Consider the following 22,111-nt stretch of genomic DNA (forward strand, 5'->3'; position numbering starts at 1 on the left):
CATTGAATCGAGCTAGGGGCTGTAACCGTCTTGCCGCCAGGAGTCTAGCTTTAATTGTCCGCAGCCCCTAGCACAAGGATGTTGGAAACGAGTGTCTGAAGGTATATCCTTGCCGCTGGTAAACAGTATCCCGGCCCTGCGCGTACTGATCGTGGATGATGACGCGGTGGACCGCATGGCGGTAATTCGTGCCTTAAAAAAGTCCGTACTAGCGGTAGATGCGATCACAGAAGTCGATCACGGACGTGGTGCGATCGCACAGCTCCAGATCGAACCCTTTCACTGTGCATTTGTAGACTACCAACTGCCAGATATGGATGGCCTAGAGCTGATCCATCACCTGCGCCACCAAGGCATTAACATTCCCCTGATTGTGCTGACAGGCCAGGGAGACGAAGAAACTGCCGTGGAATTCATGAAGGCAGGAGCCTCCGACTATCTGGTCAAGTCTCGCCTCAGCCCCGAACTCCTAGCCCAATGTATCCGCAATGCCCTGCGCATCTATCAAGCAGAACAAGCAGTCCAGGCAGCCCAGCAGCAGCTTCAATCCACCAATACCCTACTACGTCAGAAAAACCAGGCCCTAGAGCAACACCGCCGCCGCATCCAGCAACAAAACGTGGAACTCATGCGGGCCTCTCGCCTCAAGTCAGAGTTTCTAGCCACCCTATCCCACGAATTACGGACCCCCCTCAACGCCATCATCGGTTTTTCCCAACTACTGCTGCGCCGCCGCCAGCAAGCCTGGACCGAAAAACAAACAGACATGGTGAGCCGCATCTATAGCAATGGCAAGAATCTACTGGCCCTGCTGAATGAAATTCTGGACTTTTCCAAACTGGATGCAGAGCGGCTAGAGCTATCCCCCCAACCCATGGATCTGGCAACCTTGGCAGCGACCACAGTAGCAGAAATGCGATCGCTGGCAGAACAAAAATCCCTAGTCCTCACCCTCACCCTCAACCTCGAGAATCCCCATCTCACCAACGATCCGATCCGCCTCCGGCAAGTCCTCACCAACCTGATTTCGAACGCCATCAAGTTCACCGATACCGGTGGTGTCCGCGTCAGTATCCATGCCGGAGCGACCACAGCACCAGAAACCTCCATGCCCCCAGATCAGCGGGACCTAGTCGAAATTGCGGTCACCGATACCGGCATCGGCATTGCCCCAGAGGCGCTAGATTCGATTTTTGAAGCCTTTCGGCAACTTGACCAAACCCACACCCGCCGCCATACCGGTACAGGGCTGGGACTGGCCATCGTAGATTCCCTCGTCGGCCTCATGGGGGGCAGCATCACCGTCGAGACTCACAATGGCGATGGCAGCACCTTTCGTGTCCTAATTCCCCGCCATGTTTCCAACTCCGATGGCATCGAAACAGCCCTCAGTCCTTGACCCCTCATCCCTTTACAACCCACAGATCATCTGTCCCCAGGGAAGCGGATCCACCCAGTTGTAGTCATCCCCCACACAGTCGAACTGTCGCACCTCACCATTGACCAGACCAAACACCTCCGTCCAGCCGGTGTGATCTCGGTTAAAGGTGACACTACTGAGGCCATTGCAGGTTTGGATCAACTCAGCACTGAGGGCCTTCAAGAATTGGGGAGAGACCATAACGCTATCGGCGGCGGGGCCATCGATGCGTAACCAGAGGCCAACGGGAGCTTCGGGGGGATAGTCTGTAAAGCTACTTTCATTAAACTCGTAGGTGGTCCAGTAGGTAACGATAGCGCTGCGTCCGGTTTCGATGGTAGTGATCGCAGTTTGTACCTCCTGGGCACAAAGTTGCTCCACCGTTATCGTCGTGGGGACGGCAACGGCGGGGTTGGCAGCAATTAACGTGGCTAGACCAGCCAGACTCAGGGCAGTGGTTAGAAATTTCACCATGGTTCAACGACAGTAAGGAGAAGGTCGGCAGGAAGCAATTCACCAGGGGTTGCCAGGGGATAGCCAATAGCGCCCCCAAACTGCCAGATAATGGCTAAGGAAGGCCCCGCCTGTTATTCCCTACCCATTCTTAACCCTCCATTCCCGATCACCCGATCACGTGTCTGCTTCTCTTAACCCATGGCCTATTACATTTCCCCCCGCTTCCTCGACAAACTCGCCATCCACATCACCAAAAACTACCTGTCTCTGCCCGATGTGCGAGTGCCAGTAATTTTGGGGGTTCATGGGCGCAAGGGGGAGGGCAAAACCTTCCAGTGCGAGCTGGTTTACGAGCGCATGGGTGTCGAAGTCGTCGCTATCTCCGGGGGAGAATTGGAAAGCCCCGATGCGGGGGATCCAGCCCGCCTCATTCGTCTGCGCTACCGGGAAGCAGCAGAACTGGTGCGGGTCCGGGGAGTGATGGCGGTGCTGATGATCAACGACCTAGATGCCGGGGCCGGTCGCTTCGATGCCCTCACCCAGTACACCGTCAATACCCAGTTGGTGAATAACACCCTAATGAACATTGCGGACAATCCCACCAATGTTCAACTCCCCGGCAGCTACGACGATCAACCCATCCGACGAGTCCCCATCATCGCCACTGGCAACGATTTCTCGACGCTGTACGAACCCCTTGTTCGGGATGGGCGGATGGAGAAGTTTTACTGGATGCCCGACCGCAGCGATCGCATTGGCATTGTGGCGGGTATTTTTGAGCCGGATCAATTGGGGACCGCTGCCATTGAGCAACTGGTGGATACCTTCTCGCAACAGGCGGTGGATTTCTTCGGAGCCCTCCGCGCCCGCATCTACGATGAACAGGTGCGAGATTTCATCCAGTCCGTAGGACTAGACAAGGTTTCTCAGCGGGTGGTCAACAGCGAAACGTCCCCCACCTTTACCCGCCCTACCTTTACCCTGTCCCACCTGATTGAGGTGGGACAGCAGATGGTTATAGAACAGCAATGGCTCCAGGAGATGCGTCTCGGCGATCAGTACAATCGAGCCCTGCGGGAAAAGAATGATGGCCCCAGACCAGCCCCAAGGGGGCCTGGGGCCACATCGTTCCCAGGAGATCAACACACCCCAGAACCGTCTCCCCCTTCGCCTCCAGAGCCAGCTCCAGACCTAGAGCCATCCGGCCCCACCCCCAAGTCCTTCTATCGGGCCTACGGAGCCCCCCCGGCCTACCCCAGTTCCTCCCCTCAGGGCGCGACCCTGGACAACGGAAATGGCCAGCCCAACCCGACCTCGACTCCCCTCAGCCCCGAGATTATCACCCAGATCCAAACCCTGCTTCACCAGGGCCACCGCATCGGCATCGAGCATGTGGATCAACGGCGGTTTCGCACCACCGCTTGGCAAAGCTGCCCCTCAGTCCAAACCTCGAATCCCAACGAGGTGGTCCTAGCCCTAGCCCAATGTTTAACCACCCATCCCCAGGATTATGTGCGCCTCATTGGTATTGATACCGCCAATAAACGCCGGGTCTGGGAACAGATCATCCAGCGTCCCCGGTAAGAGATTTGCACAAAAACAAAGTCCCATCCGGTGTTGGGGGAGTAGGGGAGTAGGGGGATAGGGGGGTAGGAACGCGGTTTCCGCGCCCACTTCAGGACGTGACAGGTGTATCCCGTAGGGGCGGGTTTAGCTCGTGTTGGCCGGGAAATCCAGGATGGGACCCTCAAAACCCGCCCTACCCAGTGCCGGGAAATCCAGGATTGAGGTTAATCCCGTAGGGGCAATCCCTTGCCTGTCCTGTTCGCGCAGCGGCTCCGCAGGAGCAACGAAGCCGTATAGCCCTTCGGGCAATAGCCTCCGGCATGGCTACGCTAAGGCTAACGCTAGGGCGGAGCCTGCCCAGAGGGCATAGGATGGTTGCCCTTGTTGCCGGGTGACCGATATTGGGGCATGGGGTTAGGGGCGCGGTTTCCGCTGCCTCGGAAAAGTGTAGTCGTGTTAATCGATAGAAAGATTAGGGCTACACTTTTGACAACATGCAAGTTGTTAAAGTATGGAGGTATCCTTCCCCCAGGCCCATGAACCCCATTGACTATTTGCGGATCAGCGTTATTGATCGCTGCAACTTTCGGTGCCAGTACTGTATGCCAGAGGGGGCGGATCTGGCCTATGTACTGCGACAGAACTGGCTCACCCGGCAGGAGCTAAACAGGCTGTTGCGGGAGGTGTTTGTACCCGTAGGATTTACCCGGTTTCGCCTGACCGGGGGAGAGCCCTTGCTGCGGGCAGATCTTGTGGACATTGTTGCTGACATTGTCGCCCTGCCGGAAACAGAAGATATTTCCCTCACCAGCAATGGCTTTCTGCTGGCAAAGCTAGCCCAACCCCTTTGGGAGGCAGGGCTGCGACGGCTAAACATTAGTTTAGATTCTCTAGATGCTGATACCTTTGCCACCATCATCGGGCGACCAGGGGCGACCCGCTGGAACCAGGTGTGGGCAGGCATTCAAGCCGCCCATCGGGTGGGCTTCGATCCCCTCAAGCTGAATGTGGTGGTGATTCCAGGGGTGAATGACCATGAGGTGTTGGATCTAGCAGCCCTGACGCTGGATCGGCAATGGCATGTACGTTTTATTGAGTTCATGCCCATCGGCAATGGGGATCTTTTTGCAGCGACGGGGTGGGTGCCGTCGGAGGTGTTGCGATCGCAGATTCGAGATCGCTGGGGGCTAGTGTCCGGCAATGTCCTAGGCAATGGCCCCGCCGATATATTTCAAATTCCAGGGGCTCAGGGAACCTTGGGGTTCATCAGTCAAATGTCGGAGTGCTTTTGCGATCGCTGTAACCGAATGCGACTCTCAGCGGATGGCTGGTTGCGGCCCTGTCTATTGAATGAAACGGGACAGATCAATTTGCGGGAACTGCTCCGGGGAGGTATGCCCCTAGCGGAAATCCGCGATCGCGTCGCCGCCCTTGTCTGGGCCAAGCCCGAGATCAATTTCAAAATGCGCGACTCTGGCACCACCGGCACCTATCGCCGTACCATGTCCCAAATTGGTGGCTGACGCAGGGCACATTAAGGGCACATTACTAGAGAACTGATCCAGTACGGCTGATCTCTTGTGTATCAGATTATAAATTCGCATTACAATGCCAAGCATCTTGATCCGCGATCTGAATCCGTTAGATCACGGTCGCGGTGATGTTTCAGGTGCCTAAGCTGTCGTTTCATGACCAAGGCCAAGTGCAACGCGATTTTAACAGCGTGACACCCCCCGCTGAGCCCCCCACAAATAATGCGCCAAACACGGGCGGATTTGACGATATTCTGGCCCACCTTGAAGTGAGTTCAGCCGATCGTGTCCTAATCTACTTAGCAGTGAGCGCCATGAAGCTAGGGGGCCATCGCTACGGTGCCTTTCTAGAGGCGGCCACCACCGCCGCCAAGCTCGCCGTCTACACGTCCTATTTAGAACAGGGCAAAAACGTTCGCAAAACCAGCTTCCTGCACCATGTCGAGCCCAAACGGGTGCGGGCCATCATCAAAGAAGTAGAAGCAGTGCTGGTAGACAGACGAGCCCTCACCACCCTCAGCGATCAAGAACCCTACTACCTCAGCGGCCTCCCCTACCTGTGGCAGAGCCTCTACCCCTGGGAACCGGGCACCCTGAGGCTTCAGCGCCCCGAACTGACCCCGAGCGAACACCAGCGAGTAGAAGCAGAGGTGCCCCTCCACTACCCCCCCACCCGCCTGTTAGATCTGCTGGAATTCCTCGACCTGATCAAGCTGCTCCACAGCAAATCCCAGGACGACTTCCCCCCCACCCGCCGCATGGTTCTCAGCGACGCTCTGACCGAGCACATCAAATTTCGCCTCCTCCACTCCGGTACAGTGGTCCAGATCGAAGCCTCCCCCCTGTCCATCCCCGTATTTGCCCTAGCCCGCACCCACTACGCCCCCAAAGGCGAACGAGAGCGAGTCTTTACCATGATTGATGACGTAGCCCGATTCTTTAAACTCATGCAGGACTGGGCCGCAGAACAGCCCGGAGTGCTACGAGCCTTGGAGGTGTTTGATGTGGATATCGACCGCCGCAGCGAAGCCCTAGAAGAGTTGGATCAACTGCTGCGAGCCTGGGCCGACAAATACCACCAAGATGGTGGATATCCAATGCTGATGCAGCTTGCCGCAGGCACGCGGGAGGCACGGGAAGGGTAGCCCCACCTCAGCTTTTACCCTGAAACCTAGGGGCAGGAAGTTAACAAAACTTAATTAAGGGCATTCTAATAAGTAAGCCCCCCATGCCCCCCATGCATCCCCCTGCCCTGATCCCCTAGCCTTTGTCGTCCCTATGGAATTGACCTAATGCTCAGTCAGTTAGACCGCTTGACGATGGATGTGGATGGACGCTATGCCAACGACAGCGAACTCCTGTTTTTTCAGCAATACCTGCAAACCGCCCGCCTGCGCTTTAGTCTGTATCAAAAAATTCAGCGCCTAGAGGTCCAGATCGTGCAGCAGGTCCTCGCCCAGATGCGGAGCGAAGATCCCACCCTGCTCCAGATTGGCGGAGATGACCTGACGGCAAAGTGGCAGAGAGACACCGTCCGGACCCTGCGATACGCCGCCGCATCCCTCCTAATCAACGATCCCGACCTGTTCAAAGAACGGATGCTGATGTGGTTTCAGACCATCATGCGCTCCTTCCAGGCAGAGCGGAGTTGTGATGCCACCTACCGCACCATGCAGACCGTCGTGCGTCAATCCTTCACCCTAGAGGAAGCAAGGCTCCTCTGCCCGATTCTAGAGCTGAGTCGGGCAACCCTAGCCCAGCGATAGCGGACCATAGCTACCCGATAAATTTCCCATCTTTTCCGCATCCCTAAGGTTTAAGATTTTTCAACTTGGGTCTAAACCTCGTTGCAATTGACGGGCGGCTTGGGCACATTACGAGTATTAGATCCCAATCAGCCCCCAGGGCTTGCATTATGGCCACAACGCTGACACAGTCCCACCAACTTCATACCCAACATCCTCAAAAGCATAACCACTATAGCTTTCGAGATTTTTTTCAGTTTAACGGTGCGGATGGTAGCGTTACCGATTGGAACGGTAGCCGCAACGTCTTCACCAGCGAGGATTTCATCATCGGCCTGCTAGAGGGCCTAGAAGAAGAGGTCGGCGAAGCTTCCGCCGCCATCATGTACTCCATTGGCTTGGAATGGGGTAAACAGGATTCTCTCTTTTTTCAAGAGTGGTTCGAGCGGGAGTTCAACATGAGTGCCCGTCAGGCCAACCTCATGTTTCTGCTGGAAACCTGGTGGTGGCCCTTCACCTCCCAGGGCTGGGGACGATGGGAAGTGGACATGAGCGATCGCAAACAGGGCTTCATGTTCATCAACGTCTTTGACTCCGCCGTGGCCCGAACCCTCGGCGATGTCGGCAAACCCGTTTGCCATATCTATGCCGGGTTATTCGCCGGATTCTTCACGGAAATGGTGCGGAAGCAACTGAGCTGCATCGAAATCCAGTGCTACTCCATGGGCGAAAACTACTGCAAGTTTCTTCTGGGGGGCAAAGAGCGCATTGACGCCGCCGCCTTCTGGATGAACGAAGGGGCCACCGCCCGAGATATCGAGAAACGCCTCCGGTCGGGGAGTGGGGTGCTATGAGCCTAACCTTGAGCAACGGCCATCGCCCACCACCCTCCCCTCCCCAGTCGCTCCGGACGATGACAGTGCAGAGCTTCTTTAGCCAAGTGGCCTGGGAAGGCAAACCCACCTTGGCCCCCTGGTCCAACAATGGCGACACGGAGCTACGGGCAATGCCCCTCTCGCTCCGAATGACGGTTGGGGAGTTCTTTAGTCGATTTATGTGGGAGGGCACACCAGAAATCGCTGCCCCTGGAATGCGTCTAGACGCCTCGCCTCCCCCCAGTGAGGTAGACACCTTCACCCTGGATGACTTTTCTAGCCTGTTTTAGTGTCCCCCTAAGATCCTGTCCCAGATTTGGGTAGAGGTCCAAGCGTGCATCTGCGCGAGTGATACCTTTAGCCCTACCCAGGGGATAGATTTTGAGAGGGGATATCCCTAGCGGGGCTTGGTTCCCCCAACGTTCGACCCCATTGGAGAGAATTCCATGAATCCTGCCCTCAGTGCCCTGTTTGATGAACCCGAAAAGCGCTACCTCCAACCCAATGAGCTAAATGTCCTGAGCCAGTATGTGGGCTCTCTACCCGAGCGAATTGCCGTTTATCGCCAACTCCGCGATGAAGAACTGACCCTCATGCAGCAGGTGGCCGACACCCTCCAGCAGCAATTTCCCCAAGAGTCGGAGGATTTGCTGAAGCGCAGTATCCAAAACGGGCTCCTGGCTCTCCGCTATGCAGCCATGGCCCTGCTGACGGATGATACCGACCTTGTGACCCGACGACTCCAGTCTTGGCTTCCAGACATGGTAGAAGCCTACGGCACCCTGGCCATTGACCAGGCTCTCCATGCCCTGCTGACTCAACAGTTAAGCCGTCGCTTCACGGCACCGCAGATGGCTCTGCTGACCCCTGGTTTAGCGGCGGCGAAGGCCATGCTCAACCCAACCCATGCAGTTGCCACTGACACCACTGACGCCCCCCTAGTCGGTATGTTTTAGGTGGGTCGAGTATTGGTGGGGCATTGGCTACACGGCACCCTTTTGACACGGTACCCTCGGGACTAAAGACCCATGATTTCTGTTGCTGATCTACTTGTTGACGATCGCTTGCCTAGTAACTACTTTGCCAGTGATGTCTATGTGCGGGGCACCCTAGAGCTGGGCCTACTGGAAAATCGCCGAGGCGACCGCCTTTTGGCCCTGCCCAGTGTTCTGCTCAAGGCCATCTACGATGGGCTCAATAATGAAACGGGGCAGGCCACGCGCTTGGTACTGCGCAATTGTGGCCTGTGGTGGGGCAAAAACTTCTATGCGCGCTTCTGTGAAGAGCTGAGCGACTACTACAAAAAGCCTGTTGCAGACTTCTCTATGGCGGAGTTTATGCAATCTTTTCAGGAATGTTGGCGCACCCACGGGTGGGGTCAAATCCATCTAGATACCGATCACCATAACCAGGGCTTCCTGGTGGTCTCGACCCAAAATTCTCCCTTTACCGCCCAGGTCGTGCAGCCCCAGAAACCTTCAGGAGCCTTGGAGGAGGGTATTTTACAGACCTTCTTTAGTCAGCTCACGGGGCGAGACCTATTTTGTGTGCAAACCAGTTGCGAATCCCTAGGCGCTGACCGCAATCGGTTTGTCCTGGGAATCGAGGGGCGTCTCAAGTCCGCGATCGCATTGGTTGAGGCAGGCCAGCCCCATGATGCCATTATGGGAGTGTTGACCCGTTAACCTACCGTGTCTTTTAGTACTGTGGCCGTGCTTCGCAACCTTCAGCGGTCTAATTATCGCCTTTTGGGGCTTGTGGGGCAGGGCCAATTTGGGCAAGTGTACTGTGCTGTGCACCGTCGGACGGGACGCTTGGTAGCCCTTAAAAACCTCAACCGAGATCGCCTCACCACCCATCGATTTCTGCGAGAACTCCGGTTTTTGCTCAGCCTAGAGCACCCTAATATTGCCAACTGTCACGCCCTAGAACAGTCTGCGACGGGACGACAATTAGTGTTGGACTATTGCGAAGGGGGTACCCTGCGGCAGCTTATGGAGCAGACCGCCCCCCTCCCCCTAGCGGAAATCCTCACCCTGATTACGGAGGTGCTGACGGCTCTCGACCACGCCCATACCCAGGCCATTGTCCATTGCGACATCAAGCCCGAAAACATCCTGCTATTTGTGAGGCCGGGAGGATGGCAGGTCAAGATTTCAGACTTTGGCATTGCCCGCCTGAGTCAAGAACTGCGGGGCCAAGATCAAACGGGGGCAACAGGATCTCCCGCCTACATGGCCCCAGAACGGTTTTATCATCAGCATTCTGCCTCTTCGGATCTCTATGCTGTGGGTGTAATTCTATATGAGCTGTTGCTGGGGGAACGCCCCTTTTCCGGTACCCCCAGCCAGCTTATGGTGGCCCATCTTAATCAAACGCCCCTGATTCCGACCACACTGCCAGATTCGTTGCAGGTGGTGATCCGCACTGCCCTGCAAAAACTCGTGGGCCGTCGCTATCGCTCAGCGGCGACAATGCAGGAAACCTTGATCGCTATGCGCGCCCAACTGTCGGCGGCGGAGTTGCGCACGTCGTACCCTATTGTTTACGACGATGACGCCCCTCTTCTCTTTGCCTCCCAGGGCGAGATAGCCCTAGACAAACCCGTACACAGTCTAGCCGCAGAGCCTGCCCTCTCTGGTTCCACGGGGGGCTATCTGCTACTGGGGGATTGTAGTACCGATGTGAAAGGATGGCTGCTGCCCCCCGCAGATGTGGGGAAATTACCCCAGGGCTATCCCCACATCTGGACGTTGCCCGATCGCCCCCAGGCAATCTTTAACGCTCCAGAGGGTGCGATTGCGGCCACTGACCGGACCCTGTACTACCTCCCAGTTCGCCCGCTAGACGCTAGTGCCCAGAACCTCTGGTCCCCTGTCGGTAAGATTCAGCCTCTGGTTACCTTTCCTGAGGCTGTGACCGTAGTGGTTTCTCCCCGGCGGCGCTGGGCACTGGGCTACAGTCCCACTGCTGGCGGACGGCTTTGGTGGGCTCCCCTCTCCCTTGGCAAAACAGCGGCATCAGCGATGTCTGAGCCCCGATCTCTACCTGTCCCCTCCATGCCATCTTCCCCGGTTCAACTGCTGGTCCTGGATGAGGGGCATATTTTGCTGGCTGCGATCGCAGGTCACCAGACTCACCTCCACGTAATTACCCGGCGAGGCGTCTCCTTAGGGCATCTCACCCTCAATGCCATGGTACAGTCCTTGGCCCTGACTCACACACCCCGACGCATCCTGGCCCAAGAGATCGGCCCCTCACCCGCCCTTCTGATCATTGATCTGCTGCCCTTTAAAGTCATGCGCTGTCGCCTGGATGTGGCCACACCTTGGTTGGGAGAAATGGCCATTGGTTATGTTGCCTGTAGTGATCAGGGTCACCTGCGATTTGTAAATCCCCACGGACAACTGGTAGGGCGTGTCGATGGCCTCCCTGCCCCCACTGCTATGGCCTTTCAAGCCCCCTATGACCTATGGCTGGCCACGCATCAGGCCGCGCCAACCCTCCACGTTATCGACATCTGCACATTGGGCCTAGACATTATCTTTTAGAACATTTTTTAGAACATGAACAGCAAGCCTTTAGAACCTTGCCTTTAGAACCTTGCCTTTAGAACCTTGCCTTTAGAGCATGGGTAGAGCATCTGGGCACTCCTGCCGATCTCCTTCGTCTAAACCAGGGTCATCCTATCTACCTGAGGCAGCCTTAGTCTTTTCCCGATGTCGGGGTGGATCTACCCTTAGGGAGCTGCGGGTTAATAGTGTACCCAGTGGCCAGGTTTTCTCCCTTCGGGAGACGCTGACGCGAACGACTTCGCTCAACCTTCAGTGATCGAGGGCTGAGCGAAGTCGAAGCCCGATCAGCGGAGCGGGTACGTTATTTTCCTGCGAGCCCCTTAGGACTGATTCTGGTTGGAGAAAGACAAATCTCGCCATTTCCGGGAAACTGCTGGGCTTGCCACTGTATCTAACTGCTGAACACGCTATCAATGGAATCAGGTTGTGATCGAGCATATTACGCTGCCAGACAATGTTTTGCCCCCCGTTGCGCCCTATTCCCACGCGGTACGGGCTGGAGACTTCCTCTTTGTCACTGGACAACTCTCCGAAGACCCCATCACTGGCAAGGTGATAAAGGGGGATATTGAAACCCAGACCCATCAAGTGATGGAGAACTTGTTACGAGTGCTATCTCACGTAGGTACCGATTTTAGTCAGGTAGTGATGGTGCGGATCTTCGTAACCGATTTTCGCTACTACGAGACGGTCAATCAGGTTTACGCCTCCTACTGTCAGCCGCAGCGACTCCCCAGCCGCACCACGGTCGGGGTGACGGCCCTAGCGGGCTTTGGCGATGTGGAGATTGACCTAATTGTTTACTGCGGCCAGTAACCCCCAGGACTGGTAGAGAGAGGATGATACCTCGATCTACGGGCCTCCTTCGGTCTACCTCTGGCCTACACCAACGATCGCACTAGGTAACGCTGAATCAGCCACAAACCGCCGATGCTGGCGGCTCCAACCCAAGCAAGGCGACCGCTATGGAGATGGCCAGAGAGGAGACAGAGCCCCCCTAGGATCAGAAGTGCGATCGCACTCCCCCCCGCCACCGCCAACATGCCCCGTAGGGCACGAGTAGTCAAGAGAATTTGGGCCGCAAGGTCATCCCCTGTCAGGGGAACAGCCGCCGCCACAGCGGTTTGAAAGGAGTCGTACTTATGGCGCTCAACTTGGTAATAAGTACCCAACTCCGCATCCCGAAGATGGCGAACAGACTGGAGACCAAATTGCTTTGCCTGGGCAATGGCACTGCGGATTTGCCGTTGGGTAGCGATGGGAGCAAGGGCCTCAAAAAGAGACTCTCGGTACACCCCCGTTGTAGCCATTTCCAGGATGCGGCGGGTGAGATCGAGATCTGGGGCAGGGAGGGCAGTCCGAGACATGGCAGCACAGGACAGGCAGCACGACAGTTGGGCTTTGGCACCCCTGCATCATAGTAGCCCTGTACTGTGCCCCTGAGACACCCTAATCAGTCCAAGTTGCATAGGGGTGATGAGCAAGGTTGGCATTGCGGTAGCGAGGGTCATCAGAGACCTCTAGCCCGACCCAATCTAGACGCTCAAAGGGCTCTGCCTCATCCGTCAACTCAATTTCCGCCAGGACTAACCCCTGATTTTGCCCCAGAAATTCATCCACTTCCCAGACATGGTCAGCGAAGGAAATGCGATACCTCATTTTCTCCACAAAGGGAGTCTCACAGAAGGTATCGAGCAGAACCTCCGCATCTGTGCGGGGAATCTCGTATTCAAACTCGCTGCGAGTCAGCCCCTGGGTAGGGCCTTTGAGGGTGAGATAGCCCCGCTCTCCGGCGATGCGAACCCGAACCGTGGCCGGGTTGCCCCTGGGAATATAGCCCTGGCGGTAGAGTACCCCCGGAGCTAAAGCCCGCCAATCAGTCCCCGTCACCAAAAATTTCCGCTCGATTTCCAAGGCCATGGACAGGACGTTAGAGATAAGTGAATTAAGAATCCGGAGATTAAGAACCGATCCGAAAACACCCTCAAAGGCTGGACTTCTCCTAGGCAACCCTGGATATAGGGATGGGTTCTTAAGGATCAGTGAATGCGGCGGAGGATATAGCTGGCCAAATCAAGTAGGGCCTGACGAGAAGCCGAGGGCGACAGATCCTTAAGGCAATAGGTGGCCTGATCGGCATGGTACAACGCCAATTCCCGCGATCGGGCAATCCCCTCACTGGCCAGAATCAGATCAAAGGCTTGTTGCCAGTCCCCAGATTCTGCAAATTCCCGGTCGATCAACGTACTCAGGTAGGGCTTCTCCTCCAAAGCATAGAGCACCGGAGCCGTGAGATTGCCGCTTTTGAGGTCAGACCCAGCGGGCTTGCCCAATACCTCCGTAGAGCCAGTGAAGTCCAAAATGTCATCAATGATTTGAAAAGCCAAGCCCAGATGACGACCATAGCCATATAGGTTTTCGATTTGGACCTCAGGCAGATCACTCAACACCCCTACAGATTTAGCGCTGTTGGCAATCAAAGATGCGGTTTTGTAATAGCTCTTTTCTAGGTATGCCTCAAGGGAAAGCTCCGTATCAAAGCGGTTTAACCCCTGTTGGATCTCCCCCTCCGCTAGATCCATAATCACCTGGGACAGGAGCTTAACCACCGTCAGGTTATCCAAATTTGCCAGGTACCAAGACGACTGGGCAAATAGAAAATCCCCCGCCAGCACCGCAATTCGATTCCCAAAGCTACTGTGGACCGTAGGCACACCCCGTCGGACCTCCGACTCATCTACCACATCGTCATGGACCAAGCTAGCGGTGTGGATCATCTCGGTGATTTCTGCTAACCGTCGATGCTGGGGCAAGATATCCTCAGACCCAGTGGTAGCCCGTGCCAGCAAAAAAACGATTGCGGGACGAATACGTTTGCCCCCTGCGCCGAATAGATGATCTGCTGCTGCATACAGGATGGGATGGCGAGCGCCCACGAGTTGCTTCAGATTATGGGTAAGCTCAGCGAGATCCCCGTCAACAGGTGCAAAGAGAGAAGTGACTGAAGCCATGGATAGAACGGCCTAGGCAGTTTGTTTACGAATTTTTACAGTTCTGCTTTCATTCTAAGCTAACGTCCTGGGAAGGGGAATAAACCTTTTTCCAGAGCAAAATCCTTGAATAATCTCCCCAGAAAAGTCAAGCCTTAGACCCTTGACAAGCATCCCAACGTCCCTGTGTCGGGGTCGGAATGCTTACCCCTAGGCCCTCTGGAGGATTACTAAGTTCTGTAAATCTCCTCTCAGCAAGCCTCAAGTCCCCAGGGGTTTGTGTTATCTTAAATATTAAGCTTTGACAAAAACTAAATATTGCTGTTCCAAACATTGCTGTTTCACGAGCAACGTTGTAACCCGCAAAGTTCACAAAACCTGTGATATTTCGGGCTTGGTTGAGCTGCTTTGGTCTACCGTTGAGGATTTAGGAATTATCGACAAATAAGCAGGATGGCTGGGCTGAGGTAGAGAAGAGGGCAAATCCCCTTAATTACTCTACCCTTCCCCAGAATACTTGTAGGGTCGCGTAGATCCCGAATCTGACGGCTGATTTAGACTCAGCGGTTTCAAGGTGCTGGACTCAATGGTCTGGAGCAGCATACTACCTGCTGTCCCGCTCTTCCCTTGCCATACTGCCATGATTCCTTCCCTACCTGTCTCCGTTGTAATCGTTTCCCTAGCTATCGGATATCTTGTTGTAGTCTACAGCCTTCTCTGGTGGGCACAGCGCAGCAACAAGACGAATAAGCGCACTATTATTTGAGTGGTCTATTCCCTCCAAGCTAGATTTTGTGCGATCGCACCTATCCCCTAGCCTTTCCTCCTCCCGTATCTGGCTGGCGGCAAACTGCTCCTTGATTTTCCCTGGTCTCGGACAAATCTACCGTCGCCAGGTATTGTCAGGCGCAGCCATGGCCTCAACGGCGGGGGGACTGATTAGTTTCATTCTGTGGTCCATTTTTGCCCCCCAGGGCAATACGGTCTGGGGTCTAGGGGCAATCGTGGCTTTTCTGAGCCTCTACGGCCTCAGTATTGTCGATGCTAGCCTGAGCAGTGGCGACAGAGGAGCTGAACCAGAACCCCGCAATACCCCTGTTAAGGATCCTTGGTACACCGTATTTTTATCTCAGATTCTGCCCGGACTAGGGCACCTGTACCTCCATCGCCTGGGCTGGGGAATGACCCTGCTGACCACGGGTATTGTCACCGCCCTCCTCACCCAAGACCATCCCCGGTTACTTCCCCTCCCCGTTGCCATCTGGGCACTGGGCTGCTGGCATAGCTATCGAGTTGCCCTCTCACCCCACCACCGACCCAGCCCCTTTATCAGCTTCATTGTGGTGGGATTGGTAATCGTGCGTCTGATAGTGGGGTCAATCCCTGCCTGGGTCAGCCATGCGGTAGAACAATGTGTAGTCCCCAGCGAGTCTATGCTGCCCACACTGCACGTGGGCGACCGCATCTTTGTCCAAAGGAAGGGATCATACCGTCCCCAGTTGGGGGATATTGTGGTCTTTAATGCCCCCGCCGCTGCCATTGCCCAAGGCCAGATCAAACCCGATACGCTGGTGGTTAAACGGGTGATTGGTCTACCAGGCCAGCAGGTGTGGGTCACTGGCGGCCAGGTTTTTGTAAATCGCCAAGCCCTCGGAGAACCCTACATTCGAGAAGCTCCCCGCTATGAATGGGGACCAGAGGTGGTGCCGCCAGACAGTTACTTTGTTCTCGGAGACAATCGCAACTTTAGTGGCGACTCTCACCTGTGGGGTTTTGTCACCGCTCCTGACATCCTGGGACCGGGCTACAAAATCTATTGGCCCCCGAGCCGAGTTCAATCCCTAGAGATCTCGTAGTGGCGTTGGAGTTCCCTATCTGTACACTTTTGCAGTTCACTGAATTAGGCCATTGAAAAAGCTGCCCTATGGTGGATAGGGCAGCTTGAGTGTTTCCAGGCGTTAAGCCCTAGACTTAACCTTCTACAGTAATCTTGCCAACCATGCCCGCACCCCGGTGGGGAGCGCAGTAGTAAGTATATTCACCAGCGGGCAGATCCGCTGTAAAGGTAGTGGAATAGGATTCACCAGGAGCAAAGGTCAACTGATCATGGGAAATTTTATCGGCAACAGATTTGTCAGGAATGCTATTGCCATCAAAAATGACATTGTGGGGGGCCATTTTGTTGTTGACCCAGGTAACGGTATCACCAGCTTGAATGGTGAGATTAGCGGGTTCAAACACCAACAGACCAGAGTCGGAACCCATCTTGACTTCGTAGGTGGCAGCAACAGCGGGAGCAGCGGCCATCACGACCGTTCCCACAACTAAAGCTAACGCTAGGCAAGCTACACCCAAACTACGAATTGCACGCACGAAAAATTTCATAGGTACCTCTAACGGCTGAGTTGAGTTCTTTACAGACAATATTTTATCTTGAGAGGCTAGGCAAAGGGGCTAGCCTCTGGATGGATTTCCCGTGGCATTAATCCAGGAAGCTTAGAGTCCTGAGGTGCCGGGGGCAGAGACGGTACTCTTGCCACCCCCCCACAGGGGACCAATCACCTTGGGCTGGAGCAGAATATAGCCGCTGATTGCCACTAGGTCATCTTCGGTCAGACTGCGCATCTTTGGAAAAATGTCAGTACTCTTGAGGCTCGGGTGAAGTTGGGAAATTTCCGTCAGACCATCATAGGTCGTGGGATTTTTCAGATAGTCCACTAGGGATTCAACACTATCCCGAGGGGGCAGGGCTCCAGATAAACTTTCCGGATCCAAGCCGACGGTGGGGTTGGTCTTGGTAATGCCAGCAACATGACAGGTAGCGCAAGCATAGTTAAACTGCTTACGGCCTCGGGCCACTTGGTCCAGGGATAGGACGAGGGTATCGCCCTGCTCATTGAGTGGTATGGTACGGGTCGCTTCATCCAGCTCTGCGGCGATGGCGGGGCCAGCGAACCACTGGCTAAATGTCCACACGGCGATCGCCGCCAGCCAAATGCATTTTCTAAGCATGGTTCTCCTCAAGGTATTGATAGCTCGCTATCACGCAACACAGCAGCAGGCTCAAAATTCACAGCGTTAGAGGTCACAAGGGTAGGTATTGGCTAGGTCAAGCCCTAACCCATATCTAGATGCCCGCTGGCGACGCTCACGATCGCAGGATGCAGGATGAAGCCTAGGAAAACGTCATCATCCTTTCTTAACTGTGAATAAACTGTGAATATTGAGTATCCAGTAATCAATATCATGCCACCGAATGGGGGATTCCCAAAGAGCCCACCGAGATCGCATTGGAGTTGGCAAGCTTAGGCCGAGATCGAGCCGGGATCAGGCCACCATAGGGAACAAATCGTTACAGGGGAGTTTGTTACAGGGGGGCAGCAGCGGTTGGTAGGGTAGGGATACTGGTACCTCCTACCGCCGCTACGGGCTGGTGTAGACGAATGAGTTGGGCCAGGGTGGATTTGAGCTGGGTCCGGGGCACGATAGCATCAACGAAACCGTGGCTAAGCAGATACTCGGCAGTTTGGAAATCATCCGGCAGCTTTTCCCGTAGGGTTTGCTCCACCACCCGCCGTCCGGCAAAGGCAATCGTGGCCTTGGGCTCTGCGAGGATAATGTCTCCCAACATGGCAAAACTGGCGGTGACGCCGCCGGTAGTGGGGTGGGAGAGGATGGGAACGTAGAGGAGACGGGCTTGGCGATGACGTTCTAGGGCTCCGGAGATCTTAGCCATTTGCATCAGGCTCAACATTCCCTCCTGCATTCTTGCGCCCCCGGAGGCGCAGACGATGACTACGGGTAGATGGTTTTGGGTGCCCTGTTCAATCAGGCGGGTGAGGCGTTCTCCCACCACTGACCCCATGCTGCCTCCCATAAAGCGAAAGTCCATTACCCCAAGGGCCACGGGTAACCCCAAGAGTTCACCGATTCCCGTTTGTACGGCATCGGCAAGATGGGTTTTGCTCTGGGTGTCGCGAATGCGATCACTATAGGCTTTGCGATCGCGAAATTTGAGGGGGTCCTGAGGAGTGACATGGACATCCAGAGGTTCCCAGGTCTCAGTATCAATCAGTTGGTGAATACGCTCATCACTATAGACCCGGTGATGGTGGTCGCACTCTGGACAAACAAACTGGTTGGCACGCAGATCCTTGGTATAGGTCATAACCCCGCAGGCTTCGCACTTGGTCCAGAGACCATCAGCGATTTCCCGCTCCTGCCGCTCTTGGCTAATGGGGCCATCTTTACGGCGATTCGCGAACCAATCAAACAGGGACATGGGATTGCAGCCACAGCGTTACAACAGAAAGACCCCAGCGGCAGATAACGGCCTGAGCCTGGATCTCTGGATCTAATCCTATTATCAATCCATCCGGTTCCCCCCTTCGCGACACTGGGGCCAGATTCCCAAAGTCAGGTTCCTCACATCAGAAGCTTCCTGCCCAACTAGATTCCTCACAACGGTCTCCGCTATGGCTGTTCCCTCCATCAATGCCCCTAGTGCTCTCGCCACTTAGATCCAGCCGCCTCTTCAGCCAGAGCCGACGGTGCCAGAACCGGAGTCAGACAGAGTAATATTTCCCCCAGGAGATCTCGACAGCGATGAACCGCCCTTGGAAAGCGATCTACACCGAGATCAGATTGACCTGCCCATTCGATTGTTGCGGTGGCTGTGGCAGGATCGCCAAGATCAGGATCGCCAAAATATTCATGTCTCAGGCAATGTCACGGTTTACTACAGTCCACAACAGCGCAAGTCAGAGGACTTCCGGGGACCAGATTTCTTTGTCGTGCTAGGTGCTGAAAACCGTACTCGCAAAAGTTGGGTTGTGTGGGAAGAGGGGGGAAAGTACCCCAACTTGATTATTGAACTGCTGTCTGATTCCACCGCCAAAACTGACCGCACGCTCAAAAAAGAGATCTACCAGGATATTTTCCGCACTCCCGACTATTTTTGGTTTGATCCCAGTAGCCTAGAATTCCAAGGCTTTGATCTGGTGGGTGGCCCATACCAGCCGATTCCACCCAATGCCCAAGGTTGGTTGTGGAGCCAACAATTAAAGCTTTTTCTGGGGATCCAGGCCAAGCCGCTACGTTTTTACCCCTGAGGGAGAATGTGTACCGACCCCAGAGGAATCGGCAGCAGCATCGAGAAAATTAGTTGAAGCTGAACGCCAGCGGGCTGAAGCCGAGCACCAGCGAACCGAAACCGAGCACCACCGAGCTAAGGCCGAACGCTAACGGAATGATGGCCTAGCAGCCAAGCTTCGGGAGTTGGGCGTGGACCCAGAGACTCTCCAGTAAGGGATTTGCATAGAAATAAAGTCCCAGCCGTAGAGGCAATCCCTTGTGGTGGGCGGGTGACCGCTATTGGGCTGGTAGGGTGTTTTGAATTGCACGTCCCTAAATTGGTCTGGATGGGTTCCACCATCAGTCTGGTGGGCAGTTTAATAGCAAGGACTATGGCCCGAATGGCGCGGACTGTAACAGCCCTCACAATTCCTGGAGCAGAGTCATGAGCCTTTTGGTCTGGTTTGTTCTCAATACGACTGCAACCCTTCCAGGAATTGTGGTACTCGCTTATCACCCCTGAGAGACCTCGGAGGGTGACTCCCCTAGCGCCAATATGAGGTAGCTATGCTACGAGTGATAGCACAGATTATTTCATCTTTGATTCGGTAACCCCCACCGATTTATCCTTTCACTGCTAGGCTTTCAGATCCGCCATAGTTGCTGTCCACATCAGTGAATTCTTGGGACTGTGGTCAGTCAAAAGCTACGCAACTTCCTCAAGACATCTATCTGGGTATCTACAGAGAATGAGTATTCTTACCTCACAGGTAGCATCTTCCGAATATCAGGCAATCGCAGATGATGCCCTCAAGGATGAAGATAACGGCATTTGGTTGGCCTGCCTGCCCGCCACGATGCACCACGATTGGTTTCAACGCTTTCACTGGATTCGCTGGTTAGATCGTTTGGCCGAACAGGACAATATTGTTTTGCCGGGAGGAGGCCAGTTCTTGGCGTTCCAGGCAGCTTGGCAGCGTCTATTGGAAACGGGGGAGTTGGATATTACGCCATCCCTACCCTCGGTGTTACGAGAGGTTTACCAGGCATGGTTTGCCGAAGGACACCCGGATCAGCACCAAGCGGAGATCATTGCCTGGAATGACTATGTAGAAGCGATTGTTGAATATCATCGGCCCCATCTCACCCTACAGACCCTGGCAGACTACGAGCAGATGCTGGATCGCTTGGCGGGCTCTTGCTTCCAGGTTTTACCCCACCTAGAGCCCCAGCAACGGACGATTGCCCGTCATTTTGGTGTGGTGGATCAGTTTTACAACACCCTGCGGGATCTCTATGAGGATGCACGCCAGGGGGTCTGTTACTTTCCCCAAGAGGTTCTCAATGAATTTGGGGTGACGACCGCCGAGATCTTGGACTTTAGCTGCTTTGAGAATCCGGGCTATGGTCCGCTGATGCAATTTTGGCTCCAAGACTATCTGCCCGAACTGCGACGGCGGACGCTGCCGTTTTTGCAATCAGAGCCGATGCCAATGGATTGGCAGGCATTGATCCTGTGGTTTATCCATCGCTATCGCCGCATTGATGGGGTGATGGCGAGTTGCCACGATAACTTTGTGGATTTTGCCCCAGCTTACTGGGAAACCGTACAGCGGGATCTCCGCCGCCAGCAAACCTTGGGATGCCATTCCTTCCGGCAATGGTATCAGCGGCTTTATCATCCCCAGCATATTGCGGACTTTATCGGGGTCAACCTTGAGGATCTAACGGCTACGATGCCTACAGGCTATGGCCTACTCCATGCCCCACGTACCATCCGTCCTATTCCTGCCAAATCCTTGCGTCCTCGATTCCGCTGTCACTCCTTGCCGCTATATCCCTAACCCCTACTGCCTCCAGCATCGATCCCGCCTGCCCATCCTTAAGGAGTCAGCGTTGCCCCACCATTGGGTTTCTCTACCCAATGGTGGGCCAAGGTAGGTAGGATATCGGTATCCTGCTTGGGCTGTTGATCCTATGCCTGACTCTGCTGATATTTCTCTGTGCCACCGTGACCTCAGCGATCGTCTGGTAATTGATATGGCCACCACCGAGGCGGTGGGTCGGGTGGCCCATATGGTGGTGGATGTCAAAGCTCATCAGGTCGAGGGCTTAGTCTGCAATGCTGGATTTCTGAGTCCATCCCAGCCTATCCCTTGGGTGCAGATCGAGTCTATTGGCTTAGACAGCATTGTGGTTCGTCTTGGTAACCAGGCTATTTCTGAAAAGTTTGATGCGGCACTGCCCCTAGAGGGGCAGGAAATCTGGACTGATGTGGGGAATCGGGTCGGGCGGCTAGTGGACTATTGCTTTGATGGCCAAACGGGGGCCATCACCCAATATCTATTCACGGCTCCAGGCTGGCAAGGGCTGACGGATGGGGTCTATCTGTTTACCCCGGATGCCGTTGTGAGTGCGGGACGTAAACGCATGATGGTGCGTCATACGGCGTTGATCAATGCGCCCCAATATCGGAGTGGGCTCCCCGATCGCGCTGCTGAGTTCTGGCAGGAGGATGCGAGCCAGACCCGTCAAGATGTGCAGGCCGTGCTCAACAGTACCCAAGATTTGGCGGGGCAAGTCCAGTCCCAAGCCCAAAAGTTAGGAGATGAGGCGCGATCGCGGTTTGGCCAACTTCTAGGGCAAGTCAAGCAACGGACAAAAAAGGTCCGTACTCAGGTCAACGATCGCGTTGCGGATGTGGCAGCGAACATCCAGGACCAGCGCGATCGCAAAGCTGGAGATAAGCTCCCTGGTACCACCATCGACGTGGACTCTGAGGCGATTTGGCCCGAAGGTGATGAGAGTCCCCCTGAGCAGCCCCCACAATCCTAAAGTCATTGAAACAAAAAATCCCTCGTTGGGGCCAACGAGGGATG

General features: G+C 55.0%; 22 protein-coding genes. 15 read left to right on the top strand and 7 right to left on the bottom strand.

From position 1 onward, the window contains the following. The first annotated feature begins 91 nt into the window (after positions 1-91). Positions 92-1,399 (top strand): hybrid sensor histidine kinase/response regulator, encoded by a 1,308-nt coding sequence (locus LEP6406_RS0220950; RefSeq protein WP_008312286.1) that lies wholly within the window; start codon positions 92-94, stop codon positions 1,397-1,399. Between the two features lie 12 nt (positions 1,400-1,411). Here LEP6406_RS0220950 and LEP6406_RS30615 read toward each other — a convergent pair whose 3' ends face one another. Then, positions 1,412-1,894: a hypothetical protein gene (locus tag LEP6406_RS30615; protein ID WP_008312285.1), complete on the bottom strand. Its 483-nt coding sequence runs from the start codon at positions 1,892-1,894 to the stop codon at positions 1,412-1,414. Between the two features lie 180 nt (positions 1,895-2,074). On the opposite strand from LEP6406_RS30615, the gene LEP6406_RS0220960 reads away from it, so the two are divergent. The 10 genes from LEP6406_RS0220960 to LEP6406_RS0221010 all read left to right on the top strand — a co-directional run bounded on the left by LEP6406_RS0220960 (position 2,075) and on the right by LEP6406_RS0221010 (position 11,985). Then, positions 2,075-3,460, top strand: coding sequence for a RuBisCO small subunit-like domain-containing protein (locus tag LEP6406_RS0220960; protein WP_008312283.1), 1,386 nt, complete (start codon positions 2,075-2,077; stop codon positions 3,458-3,460). A gap of 518 nt (positions 3,461-3,978) precedes the next feature. Further along, positions 3,979-4,965, top strand: coding sequence for a GTP 3',8-cyclase MoaA (gene moaA / locus LEP6406_RS0220970; protein WP_008317405.1), 987 nt, complete (start codon positions 3,979-3,981; stop codon positions 4,963-4,965). A 137-nt stretch (positions 4,966-5,102) separates the two neighbouring features. After that, positions 5,103-6,119, top strand: a complete 1,017-nt coding sequence (gene hetR, locus LEP6406_RS0220975) for a Peptidase family S48 (protein WP_008317408.1) — start codon at positions 5,103-5,105, stop codon at positions 6,117-6,119. A 147-nt stretch (positions 6,120-6,266) separates the two neighbouring features. Further along, a complete protein-coding gene (locus LEP6406_RS0220980; RefSeq protein WP_008317410.1) occupies positions 6,267-6,740 on the top strand; it encodes a globin family protein in 474 nt (157 codons plus the stop codon). A gap of 149 nt (positions 6,741-6,889) precedes the next feature. Continuing rightward, on the top strand, positions 6,890-7,573 hold the full coding sequence (locus LEP6406_RS0220985) for a V4R domain-containing protein (protein WP_008317411.1): 684 nt from the start codon (positions 6,890-6,892) through the stop codon (positions 7,571-7,573). Then, positions 7,570-7,884, top strand: a complete 315-nt coding sequence (locus tag LEP6406_RS0220990; protein ID WP_008317414.1) for a hypothetical protein — start codon at positions 7,570-7,572, stop codon at positions 7,882-7,884. The genes LEP6406_RS0220985 and LEP6406_RS0220990 overlap by 4 nt, the downstream gene beginning before the upstream one ends. Before the next feature lie 156 nt (positions 7,885-8,040). Next, positions 8,041-8,550, top strand: coding sequence for a globin family protein (locus LEP6406_RS0220995; RefSeq protein WP_008317416.1), 510 nt, complete (start codon positions 8,041-8,043; stop codon positions 8,548-8,550). Positions 8,551-8,622: 72 nt separating this feature from the next. Continuing rightward, positions 8,623-9,279: a V4R domain-containing protein gene (locus LEP6406_RS0221000; RefSeq protein WP_008317418.1), complete on the top strand. Its 657-nt coding sequence runs from the start codon at positions 8,623-8,625 to the stop codon at positions 9,277-9,279. Between the two features lie 6 nt (positions 9,280-9,285). Then, complete coding sequence (locus tag LEP6406_RS31565; protein ID WP_008317420.1) at positions 9,286-11,145, top strand: serine/threonine-protein kinase; 1,860 nt, start codon at positions 9,286-9,288, stop codon at positions 11,143-11,145. A gap of 450 nt (positions 11,146-11,595) precedes the next feature. After that, positions 11,596-11,985 (top strand): RidA family protein, encoded by a 390-nt coding sequence (locus LEP6406_RS0221010; protein WP_008317422.1) that lies wholly within the window; start codon positions 11,596-11,598, stop codon positions 11,983-11,985. 65 nt (positions 11,986-12,050) lie between these two features. Here LEP6406_RS0221010 and LEP6406_RS0221015 read toward each other — a convergent pair whose 3' ends face one another. From LEP6406_RS0221015 to sds, 3 genes are all read right to left on the bottom strand, one after another. Next, the gene (locus LEP6406_RS0221015; RefSeq protein WP_008317424.1) at positions 12,051-12,536 is read right to left on the bottom strand and encodes a hypothetical protein; all 486 of its coding nucleotides are present in this window, start codon (positions 12,534-12,536) and stop codon (positions 12,051-12,053) included. 82 nt (positions 12,537-12,618) lie between these two features. Continuing rightward, entirely contained in the window at positions 12,619-13,089 is a 471-nt protein-coding gene (locus tag LEP6406_RS0221020; protein ID WP_008317426.1) for a CYTH domain-containing protein, read from the bottom strand. 119 nt (positions 13,090-13,208) lie between these two features. Beyond that, positions 13,209-14,180 (bottom strand): solanesyl diphosphate synthase, encoded by a 972-nt coding sequence (sds, locus tag LEP6406_RS0221025; RefSeq protein WP_008317428.1) that lies wholly within the window; start codon positions 14,178-14,180, stop codon positions 13,209-13,211. A 773-nt stretch (positions 14,181-14,953) separates the two neighbouring features. Between sds and lepB the strand changes: the two genes are divergently transcribed. Next, positions 14,954-16,015 (top strand): signal peptidase I, encoded by a 1,062-nt coding sequence (gene lepB, locus LEP6406_RS34490; protein ID WP_071992261.1) that lies wholly within the window; start codon positions 14,954-14,956, stop codon positions 16,013-16,015. A gap of 115 nt (positions 16,016-16,130) precedes the next feature. On the opposite strand, the gene petE is transcribed toward lepB, so the two are convergent. The 3 genes from petE to accD all read right to left on the bottom strand — a co-directional run bounded on the left by petE (position 16,131) and on the right by accD (position 18,441). Beyond that, on the bottom strand, positions 16,131-16,544 hold the full coding sequence (gene petE, locus LEP6406_RS0221035; protein ID WP_008317432.1) for a plastocyanin: 414 nt from the start codon (positions 16,542-16,544) through the stop codon (positions 16,131-16,133). 111 nt (positions 16,545-16,655) lie between these two features. Beyond that, positions 16,656-17,171 (bottom strand): photosystem II cytochrome c-550, encoded by a 516-nt coding sequence (gene psbV / locus LEP6406_RS0221040; RefSeq protein WP_008317435.1) that lies wholly within the window; start codon positions 17,169-17,171, stop codon positions 16,656-16,658. 355 nt (positions 17,172-17,526) lie between these two features. Next, positions 17,527-18,441, bottom strand: a complete 915-nt coding sequence (gene accD / locus LEP6406_RS0221045) for an acetyl-CoA carboxylase, carboxyltransferase subunit beta (protein WP_008317437.1) — start codon at positions 18,439-18,441, stop codon at positions 17,527-17,529. Between the two features lie 334 nt (positions 18,442-18,775). Here accD and LEP6406_RS29150 point away from each other — a divergent pair, with 334 nt between their 5' ends. From LEP6406_RS29150 to LEP6406_RS0221060, 3 genes are all read left to right on the top strand, one after another. After that, positions 18,776-19,270 (top strand): Uma2 family endonuclease, encoded by a 495-nt coding sequence (locus LEP6406_RS29150; RefSeq protein ID WP_263971207.1) that lies wholly within the window; start codon positions 18,776-18,778, stop codon positions 19,268-19,270. Positions 19,271-19,981: 711 nt separating this feature from the next. Next, entirely contained in the window at positions 19,982-21,076 is a 1,095-nt protein-coding gene (locus LEP6406_RS29155; protein ID WP_008317440.1) for a squalene/phytoene synthase family protein, read from the top strand. A 133-nt stretch (positions 21,077-21,209) separates the two neighbouring features. Further along, entirely contained in the window at positions 21,210-22,067 is an 858-nt protein-coding gene (locus tag LEP6406_RS0221060) for a PRC-barrel domain-containing protein (RefSeq protein WP_008317443.1), read from the top strand. Positions 22,068-22,111 lie beyond the last annotated feature (44 nt).

Origin of the sequence: Leptolyngbya sp. PCC 6406, from assembly GCF_000332095.2 — a bacterium.
Classification (GTDB): domain Bacteria; phylum Cyanobacteriota; class Cyanobacteriia; order Phormidesmidales; family Phormidesmidaceae; genus PCC-6406.